This window comes from Pseudomonas sp. Fl5BN2, assembly GCF_009908205.1.
Classification (GTDB): domain Bacteria; phylum Pseudomonadota; class Gammaproteobacteria; order Pseudomonadales; family Pseudomonadaceae; genus Aquipseudomonas.
On record NZ_JAAARL010000007.1, the window covers coordinates 178,970 to 191,566 of the forward strand.

A 12,597-nucleotide genomic window follows, 5' to 3' on the forward strand; every position below is an offset into this window, starting at 1 on the left:
AGCTCCTCAGCTGTCTTGGCGTTCGTCGTCCATGACGATGCTGCCGATGATGTTGTATTTGCGTCGATCGAACTGCCGGAAGTACAAGGCAATGGCTGCACCCAGCGCGAAGCTGGCAGCGACGATCCACGGGATCAGCTTGAACAGCAGCGATTGCGCGGCGGTGCCGGCGGCGAAGTTCAGGTTGGCGAACAGCAGGTAGACCACATAGAGCATGCCGAGGCCGCCCAGCATCGGCGCCAGGAAGGTCTTGAACCAGTGGCGCTGCTTGATATGGCGGGTGCCGATGTGGAAATAGCAGACCACGGCAAAGGCGCACAGCGCTTGGACGATCAGGATGCCCATGGTGCCGAGGATCGCCAGCAGTGCGTACAAGTCGGCGTAGGGGTCCTTGCCGGCGAACAGGAAGGCCAGGACGATGGCGCTGGCAATCAGCGTCTGTACGCTGGAGGCCACGTGCGGTGAGCCGTGACGTTCGTGGGTGCGGCCCACGGTACGGCCGAGGAACTCGAACAGGTTCTCCCGGCCCAGGGCGTAGATATAGCGCGACGCACAGTTGTGGAACGCCATGCCGCAGGCGAACGAGCCGGTCACCACCAACAGTTTGAACAGGCTCACCGCCCATTCACCGATGTACAGGCGCGTGGGGCCGTAGAACACTTCGGCGGCCTGGGCCGGATCCTGGGCCAGGCGGATCGCTTCGATCGGGCCGGAGCCGGCGATGGCCATCCACGACACGAACACATAGAACACGCCGATGCCGATCACCGCCAGCAAGGTGGCCAGGGGAATGATTTTCTTCGGGTTGCGCGACTCTTCGCCGTACATCGCCGAGGACTCGAACCCGACCCAGGACCAGAAGGCGAAGAACAGGCCGATGCCGGCATTGGCGCCGATCACGCCCTGCGCCGGGCTGAAGGCCTTGAGCGGATTGATCGACTCGGGCACCAGCCCCTGCGGGCCGCCACCGTGCCAGAGCACGGCGAATGCCATCATCGCCAGCATCAGGATTTCGAGGACCAGGCAGACACCGAGAACCTTGGCGGTCAGGGAAATATCGAAGTAGCTGAGGATGCCATTGGCCGCCAACATGGCCAGGGCGAAGACGATCCAGTGCACCTGGATCCCCGTGGTGCTGGTCAGCAGGTCGACGCAGAAGAAGGCGAAGATGCCCACCAGCGCCGCCTCGAAGACGATGTAGGTGAGGGTCACGGCAATGCCCGCCGCCATGCCCACCACGCGCCCGAGGCCATGGGAGATAAAACCGTAGAACGCGCCAGTGGAGGTGATGTACTTGGCCATTTGCGCGTAGCCGATGGCGAACAGCGCGAGAATGATGGTCGCCACCAGATAGCCGGCGGGGGCGTACTGGCCGTTGCCACTGCCGATGGCGATCGGCACGTTGCCGAGCATGGCGGTGATCGGCGCTGCCGTCGCGACCGTCATGAACAACACGCCCATCAGGCCCACGGCGTTCTTGCGCAACCGCTGGACTTCATGGGGCCGGGCCGGGGCAGTGCCCTGCAAGGGCAGCTTGTCGGTGTAGATTTCGCTCATGGGGCGCGCTCCAATAACTGAGATGAGAGCTTCAGGCCAGAGCCTGGAGAGATTCGGGGAGGATCTGCCCGCCGTCGACAATCAGGCTTTGTCCGGTGACGTAGCCAGCTTCGCGGGAGGCGAAGAACAGCGCGGCGTTGGCGATATCATCGACACTGCCCAGGCGCCGCAGCGGGACCGATGCGGCCATGCTGTTCAGGTAGTCCTCGCCCATGTCATGCAGGCCTTCGGTGAGGATGTTGCCCGGCAGCACGGCATTGATGGTGATGCCGTCGCGCGCCAGTTCGATCGCCGCGGTGCGCATGAAGCCCAGTTGCGCGGCCTTGCTCGCGCCGTAATGGGCCCAGCCGGGGAAACCGGTCACCGGCCCGGTGATCGATGAGGTCAGGATCACCCGTCCGTATTCGGCCTGGCGCAGGTAGGGCAGGGCCGCCTGGACGCAGAGGAAGCTGCCTTTGGCGTTGGTGGCGAGCACGCCATCCCAGTCGGCTTCGCTCATCTGTTCCAGGCTCACCGAAGGGAACACGCCGGCGTTGCAGCACAGCACATCCAGGCCGCCCTGGGTGCCGGCGACGTCTGCCAGCAATTGCCGCACCGAAGCGCCCCGGGCCACATCGGCGACGAAGCCATTGACCTGCAAACCCTCATCGCGCATGCGCTGCGCCACTTCTTCGACTTTGTGCCGATGGCGGGCGCTGATCGCCACCTGCGCGCCCTGACGGGCAAATCCGTAGGCGATCCCCAGGCCGATGCCGCTGGTGGCCCCGGTGACCAGAACGCTTTTGCCTTGCAGTGAAGTCAGCATCTTCGAGCCCCTTTCCAGTGATGTTGCCTGGATGTTGCGACCCCAAGGGGCCGGGGCACTTGACCGTGCAGCACAAGTTCTACCCTGAACTATCAAATCGACCAGGGCGCAGGGGCGCCTTGTGCTCTGGGGTCAAGATTTCGCCGTGCCGGGTCAAGCGACGGTCTACGCCAGCCTCGCATTCTGTGCGGGCCTACCGACCCTGGAGCGTGCTGATGATGACTGCCTCGAACCAAGCCTCCTGCCTGGATGCCATTGCCCCCCTGGCCAGTTTGGCCACCTTGTCCTATGCGCCGTCGTTGCGCGGTGAACTGAGTTTGCTGAGCCATTCGGAGAACGCCACCTATCTGCTGCACAACGCTCAGCGACGCTCGGTGATGCGCGTGCATCGCGAGGCGTATCACTCGTATCAGGAGATCGCCAGCGAGCTGCTTTGGCTGGCGGCGCTGCGCGAGGAAGGGCTACAGGTGCCGTGTGCGATTGCCGGCCTGGATGGCGAGTTGATCCAGCAGGTGCACCTGTCCGGGCTGGGCAGTCGCTATGTGGTGCTGTTCGATTGGATAGACGGCCGCGAGCCGGATCAGCACAGCCTCAATACCTCGTTTTGCCGCTTGGGTGCGATCAATGCCCAATTGCATCGACAGGCCCGCCACTGGCGCAAACCCCAGGGCTTTGCGCGCATGACCTGGAATCATTCGAGCATGCTCGGGCCCGAGGGGCATTGGGGACGATGGCAGGCGGCGCCTTACCTGGACAGTGCCGGGCAAAAGCTGATTGGCGAAGTGCTGGTTGTGCTCGCCCGGCAGCTGGCCGGTTATGGCCAGGATGAGCGGCGTTTCGGCCTGATCCATGCCGACCTGCGCCTGGCCAACCTGCTGGTGCAGGGCGAGCAGACCCGAATCATCGACTTCGATGATTGCGGGTTGGGCTGGTACCTGCATGACCTGGCTGCCGGCTTGAGCTTTTTCGAGCATCACCCCGACCTGCCACAGTGGATCGATAACTGGCTGGAGGGTTATAGCCAGCAGTTGAGCCTGGATGCCGAGGATCTGGCCATGGTGCCGACCCTGATCATGCAGCGGCGCCTGCAACTGCTGGCCTGGACCGGCACTCACCGAGGGACGCCGCAGGTCGAGTGCCTGGGCCATGAATGGGTGGAGCAGACCCTGGGGTTGTGTCGTCGCTACTTGGGGGATGGTTTGCAGGGTGCGATGCTGCACCGCGGGCATTGAGGCGGATGTTACAAACCGCTACGCACTGCTCCGGTGCGGCGCTGGCCAGCCTGGACTCGGCCGGTTCTCCGGCAAAGGCGGGCTTGAGCCCGCGAGGGGCGGCGGCGGGGGGCAAACCGGAGATCTGGAATGGAACTTGCGTGAGTCAGTCACCTGTGCAGAGTGACTGCGTAAGGAGGTTCCAGGTGCCCGCCATCACAACGTCCCCGATTCGTCAGGTCGCTCCCCATGAGGGCCAGTTTGGCATCCTGGCTTCGGCGGCCACCGGCCTGACCGATTTCATCCAGCAGCAAGGCGGCAACCCCGAACGGATCCTGGGCATGGCGGGTATCGACCCGGAGCAGTTGTTGCACCCGACCCTGAGCCTGGATCTGAACCAGTATTGCTCGGTGTTCGAGGAGGCCGCGCGGCAGACCGGCAACCACAATTTCGGTTTGCGCTACGGGCAGCAGTTTCGCCCCGATTCACTGGGGCTCCTGGGGTATGTCGGGATGTGTTCGGCGACCCTCGGCGAGGGCCTGCGCAATGTGGTCAGGACGTTTCCGGTGCATCAGCAAGGCAGCCTGCTGCGCCTGGTGGAGGATGGCGAGTGGTGCCAGCTCGACTATCAGGTGCAGTACGGTGCGATCCTGCGCAAGCGTCAGGACGCCGAACTGTCGATGGGCATGTTTACCAACCTGATGCGCCACGCCCTGGGCCAGAACTGGGCACCGGAGCGGGTGCATTTCGAGCATCCGCAGCCGGAAGCCTGGCATGAGCACTGCAAAGTATTCGATGCCCCGGTGTTGTTCGGCCAGCCGTGCAACGCACTGGTATTTCGCCGCAGCGTACTGAACCGGCCGATGCCGGGACACGACCCCAAGTTACTGGCGGTGCTCCTGGAAAGCATGCAGAAACTGTCAGTGGCCGGTGGCGGCCAGGCGCGCCCCGGCATCGTTGCCGAAGTGCGGGCCCAGGTCAGGGACCTGCTCAGCGACGGCTACCCGAGCCTGGAGCAAGTGGCGGAACACTTGCGCATCCCCAGCTGGACCATCCAGCGGCGGTTGAGTGAAAGCGGCCTGACGTTTTCCACGTTGGTGGATACGGTGCGCCAGGAACTGGCGATCTATTACCTGCAACAATCGACCTTGCCCATCTCCGAGCTGGCCCTGTCACTGGGCTACTCGGAAATCAGCGCGTTCTCGCGGGCGTTCCGCCGTTGGTATGACGTCAGCCCGATCCAGTGGCGCCAGGCCCATCGTGGTACGGAGGGCGGTGGTGCATGATCGTCATTTGTCAGTCAGGCATGAGGGGCCGATTGGCGGCGAGTGGCGGTGATGCTCAGAGACTGTCCGGATCGCCGAAAAACATCTGGATCCGCGAACGCAGCCAGCGCTCGCCAGGGTCGTTGTCCTGGGAGCCGCGCCAGGCCATGTGCAATTCAAAACTGCGCACTGGCAATGGCGGGTCTTCCGCACGTACACCGCCGGCCGCGGTCAGTGCTTCGGCGGTGTAGTCGGGCACGGTGGCCAGGATGTCGGTTCCGGCCAGCAGGGTACTCAAGCCGTTGAACTGCGGTACCGCCAGTACTACGTGACGTTTGCGTCCGAGTTTTTCCAACTCTTCATCGATAAAGCCACTGAGGTCCCCGGCAAAGGACACCAGGGCATGGGGGCGGGCGCAGAAGTCGTCCAGGCTCAGGGCGCCGGGCATGCTGTCGGCGCGCAGCAGCTTGGGCAGGCTGCGGCGCAGGACCTTGCGCTTGGCGTTGGCCGGCAGGTCGGCGGTGTAGCTGACGCCGATGGAGATCTCGCCGGAGGCCAGCAGTGCCGGCATCAACAGGTAGTTGGCCCGGCGCACCACCAGCACGATGCCCGGGGCTTCGGCCCGCAGGCGCTTGAGCAGCATCGGCAGCAGGGCGAATTCCACGTCGTCGGAGAGACCGATGCGGAACACCGCGGTGCTGGTGGCAGGGTCGAATTCCGCCGCACGGCTGACCGCCGTGGAAATCGAATCCAGGGCCGGGGACAGCAGGGCGAAGATTTCCGTCGCCCGCGCCGTAGGCTCCATGCTGCGGCCGGTGCGCACGAACAACGGGTCGTCGAACAGGCTGCGCAGGCGCGACAGGGCGGCACTGATGGCCGGCTGGCCGAGAAACAGCTTCTCGGCGGCGCGGGTCACACTGCGTTCGTGCATCAGTGTTTCGAACACGATCAACAGATTCAGGTCGACACGACGCAGGTCATTACGATTCATCTGGAGTCCTGGCAGAGTCAGCGAACTTGACGGGAGCGACCATATCGGAACAATGGCCGGCGTGAATCTTACGGGTAAAGGCTGCTACTCTGCACCGGCTAAATGTTGTTTGTTTGTAGCCAGATACCGCACCGGCACGTTGCTGGCACTGATTTCCAGGGGCACGAAATCAATGACAGACATGTCGACTATTAATAGGCACTGATAGTCTTGCTTTCAAAGCCCGGATAAAGTTCGTGGCATTAGAGGTTAATTTGACGAGGTTTGCGATGTCCCGCACGATTCGTTTTCACAAGTTTGGACCGGCCGAGGTGCTCAAATGCGAAGAGCATGCGGCCTCGTCGCCTGCGCCAGGCGAAGTGCAGGTACGAGTCGAAGCTATCGGTATCAGTTGGTATGACGTGCTCTGGCGGCAGAACCTGGCATCGTCCCATGCTCGCCTGCCGTCTGGCCTCGGCCATGAAATGGCCGGTGTGGTCACCGCGGTGGGCGAGGGTGTCGAGGACCTTGCGGTCGGTGACAAGGTCGCCAGCTTTCCTGCTGAAAGCCCCAACGATTATCCGGTATACGGCGAGCTGATCGTTCTACCGCGTTCGGCCCTGACCCGTTACCCGGATGTGCTCAGCCCGATCGAAGCCGCGGTGCATTACACGCCGCTGTTGATTGCCTATTTCGCCTACGCCGACCTGGCACGGGTCAAGCCCGGGCAGTTCGCCCTGGTCACCGATGCCAGTCACTGTGCCGGTCCGTCCTTCGTGCAGTTGGGCAAAGCCTTGGGCGTGCGGGTGATTGCCGCCACCAAGAGCGCTGAAGAACGTGAGAACCTGCTGTCCCTCGGCGCTGAGAAAGTCATCGTCACCGAAGAGCAGGACCTGCTGATGCAGATCAACAAGCTCACCGACAATCGCGGCGTCGACGTGGTCTTCGATGGCTTGGGCGGCCCGCAGATGTCGATGCTCGGCGATGTCCTGGCGCCCCGTGGCAGCCTGGTGTTGTACGGCCTGCAAGGCGGCAACCAGACACCATTCCCAGCCTGCGCGGCGTTCCAGAAGAACATCCAGTTCTTCGTGCACTGCATCGGCAACTTTACCGGCAAGCCGGAACTGGGGATTCTCCAGGATCAGGTGGCTCTGCAGCGTGCGCTGCGGGACATCAACCAGTTGACCGCGGATCGGGTGCTGCTGCCCTTGAAGACCCGGGTCTTCCCGTTCAGTGAATTTGTCGAGGCGCACCGCTACATGGACGAGTGTCCATGCCGCGAACGGGTCGCGCTGCAGGTCGAACCGGCCTGATTGCAACGCCAGGCTTGGTCACTCGAAGCCTGGCGTCTTCCTCTCCCTCCCTCTGGCTTGAGCGCGGCTTGCCGGCAATCGGGCTGCCGTATCACCCCTCGCTTCATGGTCCATTCGCCGACCAACCGAAAGTAAAAATTGCCTCATGGATACCGGGATAGATTCCGTCGCGTTGCGGTCAAACTGCCAGTAAACTGCGGCCCATTCCCGAACCATCCTTTTCCAGAGGTTTTGCATGACTCTCAGTCCGTTTGCGGGCAAACCGGCACCAACGCAATTGTTGGTCGACATCCCGCGATTGGTTACGGCGTACTACACCGGTCAACCCGATGCATCGGTTCCCACCCAGCGAGTGGCCTTTGGCACCTCCGGGCACCGTGGCAGCTCGTTCGATCTGAGTTTCAATGAATGGCACGTCCTGGCCATCAGCCAGGCCATTTGCCTGTACCGTGAATCCCAGGGCATCAACGGCCCGCTGTTTGTCGGCATCGATACCCACGCGCTATCGACCCCGGCTGGCGCCAGCGCCCTCGAGGTCCTGGCGGCCAACGGCGTGACGGTGATGATCGCCACGGGTGACGAGTACACCCCGACGCCTGCGGTGTCCCATGCGATCCTCTGCTACAACCGCGGACGCACCTCGGGCCTGGCGGACGGGATTGTCATCACCCCGTCGCACAATCCGCCACAAAGCGGCGGCTACAAATACAACCCTACCAACGGCGGCCCGGCCGACACCCACATCACCAAGTGGATCGAAACCAAGGCCAACGAACTGCTGGCGGCGCGGCTGGCCGGGGTCCAGCGCATCAGCTATGAGCAGGCGCTGAAGGCCGAAACCACCCATCGCCACGACTACCTCAACACCTATGTCGCCGACCTGATCAACGTCATCGACCTGGATGCCATCCGCAACGCCAAGCTGCGCCTGGGCGTGGATCCGCTGGGTGGAGCAGGGGTGCGCTACTGGTCGGCCATCGCCGAGCACTACCGGCTGGACCTGGAGGTGGTGAACCAGCAAGTGGATGCCACCTTCCGCTTCATGTCGGTGGACTGGGACGGGCAGATTCGCATGGACCCGTCTTCCAGCTACGCCATGCAAGGGCTGATCGGCCTGAAGGATCGCTTTGACGTGGCCTTCGGTTGTGACCCTGATCATGACCGCCACGGCATTGTCACCCCGAGCGGTGGCTTGCTGGCGCCGAACAACTACCTGGCGGTGTCCATCGACTACCTGTTCCAGAACCGTCCGCAATGGCGCGCCGATGCCGGCGTGGGCAAGACCGTGGTCAGCAGCGGGCTGATCGATCGGGTGGCGGCACGTCTGGGCCGGCGCTTGTATGAAGTACCGGTGGGCTTCAAATGGTTTGCCGATGGCCTGTTCGATGGCTCCCTGGGCTTTGGTGGTGAAGAAAGCGCGGGTGCGTCCTTCCTGCGCAAGGACGGCGGCGTCTGGTGCACCGACAAGGACGGCCTGATCCCGGCCTTGCTGGCAGCGGAAATGACCGCCCGCACCGGACGTGATCCAAGCCAGGCCTATCGCGCCTTGTGCGATGAGTTGGGCGAGCCGTTTTCGATCCGGGTCGACGCCAAGGCCAATCCGCAGCAAAAGGCCTTGCTCAGCAAGCTTTCGCCACAGCAGGTGACCTCCACCCAATTGGCCGGTGAGCCGATCCAGCAGATCCTCAGCCAGGCGCCGGGCAATGATCAGGCGATTGGCGGCCTGAAAGTCATGACCGCGAACGGCTGGTTCGCCGCACGGCCGTCCGGCACCGAGGACATCTACAAGATCTACGCCGAAAGCTTCATCGGCGACGACCACCTCAAGCAATTGGTGCAGGAAGCCCAGACCCTGGTGGACGCAGCGATCAGCGGCAACTGACCGGCAGCCCGCAAGCGCCGGCTGGTCGGCGAACCGGGACATGCCAGACAAAAAAAGGGGCGACCAGTACGGTCGCCCCTTTTTTTCATTGCGCGGATCGTTTCAAGCCAGGTCGACCAGGACGATTTCACTGTCTTGCAGCGCCGTCACTCGCAGCACCTGCTCATCCTGCACCGCGACACCGTCTCGAGCTTCGGCTCGCAAGCCATTGATCTCGATCACCCCGGTAGCCGGCACCAGATACGCCCGGCGTCCGCTGTCCAAGTGATACTCCGCAGTCTCGCCGGCCTTCAGGTTGGCCGCTACCAGGCGTGCGTCGGCACGAATCCGCAAACTCTCTTCATCGCCTGCCTTGCCGCTGGCCAGGGTCACGAAACCCTCGCGCTGGCCCTTGGGAAACGGCTTGGCACCCCAGGACGGCGCGGAGCCCGCCTGATTGGGAATGATCCAGATCTGGAAGATCTTGGTCGGCGTGGCCTCCAGGTTGTATTCGCTGTGGGCGATCCCGGTGCCGGCACTCATCACCTGCACGTCGCCGGCCTCGGTACGGCCCTTGTTACCCAGGTTGTCCTGATGGCTGATAGCACCTTCACGAACGTAGGTGATGATTTCCATGTCCCGGTGCGGATGCTGTGGGAAGCCGGTGCCGGGGGCGATCACGTCGTCGTTCCAGACCCGCAGGTTGCCCCAGTGCATGCGCTTGGGGTCGTGGTACTCGGCAAAGGAAAAGTGGTGATGGGCATCCAGCCAGCCGTGGTGAGCGCCACCCAGGGAGTTGAAAGGTCTGAGTTCAAGCATGATCGTCTCCTCATTAGGGCTCGTCATGGCACGTTACACTCGGGCCAAGAAACGATAACCGTTGGTTGATGAGGTGCATCTTCTATCAGCTATAGATCGAAAAAAAGCGCAAAAAATGCCGTAATCCAATCGTAAAATTAGATAGTTATTTTGTTCGATAGCTGGTGTCAAACCTGCGATTCATCGCTTAAGTTAATGACCTGCAAGCAATTTGCTGGATACCATGAAAAAATCCGCTGACCATAACCGCTCAGCCTCATCCCCTGGAGTCCGCGTGTCGCAACACACCCCCGATCTGCCTCCCGAACTGTTACCGCTGGCCCAGATGCCCCTGTTGAAACGCCTGGCGGCGCGTTTTTTTGGCCATGGCCTGAATCGCCTGCGAGCACAGCATCGAGCGTCCTGGTTGCACGGCCAGGCCGACGGTTTTCGCAGCGGTCACACTGCCGGGGTCGATTATGGCTACCAGGAAGGTCGGCTCGAAGGGCTTGAGGAAGGGCGCCAGGTGCTGCTGATCCGCGACAGCCGCAACACCGAGCACCGGCCACCCGGGGTGGATGAGCGCTTGTTCGATGACTGGCGCCTGCCGTTGACCGCCGAGCTGAAGAAGCGCTTCAAGGCCGATGTCGCCCGCTTGCTGCCGGCCCACTCCCAGCCCAGTAGCGCACAGTGGAAGATGATCTTCAGCGAGACTCCGGCCACCGCGGTGATTGCCGGAGCCGGGGCCGGCAAGTCGACCTCGCTGGTATTGCGCCTGTTGCTGCTCGCCCACTACCTGGGGTTCGAACTGGACTCGATGACCGTGGTGACTTTCACCCGGGAGTCGCGCAAGGACTTCATCAATAAGCTGGTGGAAGTCTTCGCCTTGTGGGGCCGGATGCTCAACCCCAGGGAGGCGCGGGAGCTGGTGCGCACCTTCCATTCGCGGCTCTTGCCCATGGTCCGCAGCCTGCCGGGCTTCGAGCGCCTGCAGGCTTTCGAGAACCTCAGCGAACGACTGCAAGGTGCCGAGGACGAGGTCGACAGCAATCCTTTCGATCTGCGCATCAACGACGTCCAGCGCAACCACCTGAATGCCTGCTATCAGGCGCTCTACCGCAGTGATGAGCGCTTTCGCCTGGCCTTGAAGCCTTTGCTGCGCCATGCGTTGCAACTCAAGGAGTTGGAACGCGATCATCCCGATGTACAAAAGCGCATGGCGGTCACCGAGCTGGCGGCCAAGCGCGATGAAGAACTCTGTGATGCGGTGGAGGACCTGTGGTTTCGTGCGGGCGCCTGGCCGATCAAGGGCATCGAGCCGCAGCGCCAGAGTTTTGAGATCAACGGCTCGCTGTTCCATTGCCACGGCTATGCGCCGGAGCTGGATGCCTGGGTGGTACTGGGTTTCGATCCTCGGGAAAGTCCGCAGATCACCCGGCCAGGAGCCAAGTTGACGGTGCGCGCGGAGTGGGCGGTCAAGCGCACCCTATTTCAAGCTTTCTGCCGTAAGCCATTGATTTGGCTTGATAGTTATGAGCATTCAAAGCGTTCTCTTGGCGCTTTTTCGGCAAGTGTCAGTGCTGGTCCGGGCTTCGATTACCGGGTCAAGGGTGAGCTGAGTTCGGCGCCGTTGCTGGATTGTTTTGTCGCGGCAGCCGCTTTCATCGAGAACCTGGGCCTGGATGTCGGCGCTGCCGTCGGAAACATGAGCTTTGCCCAGGATGACCCGGACCGTTTCTTCTTTGAGGCCCTGAGCCTGTTCTGGCGGGCCCTGGAAGACCACCTGCTGGACCAGTCGCCGCCGATCATGACCTACAACCGGATGTTCGCCCTGTTCAGCGAGCGCTCGCCGGAGAACCTCAAGTTGTTGAGCGACGCCTGCCTGAGGCCGCTGGCGCACCTGATGATCGATGAGTTCCAGGATGTTTCGCCGCAGATCGTCTCCTGGGTCAAGGCCTGCCTCGGGGAGATTCGCAGCCGTGGCGCGGCCCTGCACGTGGGGCGCGGCGCCCAGCATTCCTCCTTGCTGTGTGTCGGCGATGACTGGCAGTCGATCTACGGCTGGCGGGGCAGTTCGCCCAAGTATTTCATCGAGTTCAACCAGCAGTTCCCATCCCCGGGGACCACGCGGGTGATGCTCAGCGAGAACTACCGCAGCCACCAGCATGTGATCGACGCGGCCGAGCACATTGTCCGGGTGGTCCCGGCGATTGCCGGCAAGAAGTCCAAGGCCAGCGGCGAAGCCAGGGAGCTATGGCCGGTGCAGGTGCTGGATCGTGACGATCAGGGGCTGGCCCAGCGCTTGGCGGAGCACTATCGGCAAGGCGATAGCATCTTGATGTTGTTTCGAAAAACTAGCGATAAGTTATTGATTCAAGAGCATATTTCACAAATAGTTAATGTTGATTCTAGCTTGCCTCCAGCCGCTCGCCGCTTGAAGCAACTGACCTATCACAGTGCCAAGGGGTTGCAGGCGGATGCGGTGTTCCTGCTGGGTGACTGTCAGCACCTGAGCAGTTCGCCTTACAAGAATCAGCTGTATCGCATGGCCGGGCTTGGCCAGGACGGCGACGCCGAACCCTACGACACCGCGCAGAAGGACGAGATCCTGCGCCTGGCCTATGTCGGCATCACTCGGGCGGTCAAGCATTGCTACTGGTACGTCGATCGCCAGGAGTCGGCGGCGGGCAATGCGCCCAAGGCTTCGGATCGGGTGCCCCGCGACAAGCCGTACTTCCAGGACCTGCGGCAAGCAACCTGAAAAAGCCCGCTGGCGAGGCGGGCTTGAGGTTATAGGTCAGGGTGTTGTTTAGCGCA

9 protein-coding genes are annotated in these 12,597 nt (G+C 62.4%); 5 read left to right on the forward strand and 4 right to left on the reverse strand.

Annotation, left to right across the window (positions count from 1 at the left end):
• Window positions 1–6: 6 nt before the first annotated feature.
• Together GV819_RS12245 and fabG are read right to left on the reverse strand one after the other, a co-directional pair.
• Window positions 7–1,557, reverse strand: a complete 1,551-nt coding sequence (locus tag GV819_RS12245; protein WP_161756344.1) for an APC family permease — start codon at window positions 1,555–1,557, stop codon at window positions 7–9.
• Window positions 1,558–1,588: 31 nt separating this feature from the next.
• Window positions 1,589–2,362 (reverse strand): 3-oxoacyl-ACP reductase FabG, encoded by a 774-nt coding sequence (gene fabG / locus GV819_RS12250; RefSeq protein WP_161756345.1) that lies wholly within the window; start codon window positions 2,360–2,362, stop codon window positions 1,589–1,591.
• Between the two features lie 215 nt (window positions 2,363–2,577).
• Here fabG and GV819_RS12255 point away from each other — a divergent pair, with 215 nt between their 5' ends.
• Both GV819_RS12255 and qhpR read left to right on the forward strand, forming a co-directional pair.
• Entirely contained in the window at window positions 2,578–3,594 is a 1,017-nt protein-coding gene (locus tag GV819_RS12255; RefSeq protein ID WP_161756346.1) for a phosphotransferase enzyme family protein, read from the forward strand.
• Window positions 3,595–3,779: 185 nt separating this feature from the next.
• The gene (gene qhpR, locus GV819_RS12260) at window positions 3,780–4,859 is read left to right on the forward strand and encodes an AraC-like transcriptional regulator QhpR (protein WP_368668892.1); all 1,080 of its coding nucleotides are present in this window, start codon (window positions 3,780–3,782) and stop codon (window positions 4,857–4,859) included.
• 55 nt (window positions 4,860–4,914) lie between these two features.
• Here the strand turns inward: qhpR and GV819_RS12265 are convergent, their stop codons facing one another.
• Complete coding sequence (locus tag GV819_RS12265; RefSeq protein ID WP_161756347.1) at window positions 4,915–5,829, reverse strand: LysR substrate-binding domain-containing protein; 915 nt, start codon at window positions 5,827–5,829, stop codon at window positions 4,915–4,917.
• Window positions 5,830–6,098: 269 nt separating this feature from the next.
• Between GV819_RS12265 and GV819_RS12270 the strand changes: the two genes are divergently transcribed.
• Window positions 6,099–7,121: a zinc-dependent alcohol dehydrogenase family protein gene (locus GV819_RS12270; protein ID WP_161756348.1), complete on the forward strand. Its 1,023-nt coding sequence runs from the start codon at window positions 6,099–6,101 to the stop codon at window positions 7,119–7,121.
• A gap of 235 nt (window positions 7,122–7,356) precedes the next feature.
• Complete coding sequence (pgm, locus tag GV819_RS12275) at window positions 7,357–9,003, forward strand: phosphoglucomutase (alpha-D-glucose-1,6-bisphosphate-dependent) (protein WP_161756349.1); 1,647 nt, start codon at window positions 7,357–7,359, stop codon at window positions 9,001–9,003.
• A gap of 102 nt (window positions 9,004–9,105) precedes the next feature.
• Here pgm and GV819_RS12280 read toward each other — a convergent pair whose 3' ends face one another.
• Window positions 9,106–9,801 (reverse strand): pirin family protein, encoded by a 696-nt coding sequence (locus GV819_RS12280; RefSeq protein ID WP_161756350.1) that lies wholly within the window; start codon window positions 9,799–9,801, stop codon window positions 9,106–9,108.
• Between the two features lie 274 nt (window positions 9,802–10,075).
• Here GV819_RS12280 and GV819_RS12285 point away from each other — a divergent pair, with 274 nt between their 5' ends.
• Window positions 10,076–12,541 carry a UvrD-helicase domain-containing protein gene (locus tag GV819_RS12285; protein ID WP_161756351.1) on the forward strand — a complete coding sequence of 822 codons (2,466 nt, stop codon included), beginning with the start codon at window positions 10,076–10,078 and terminating at the stop codon, window positions 12,539–12,541.
• Window positions 12,542–12,597: the final 56 nt, after the last annotated feature.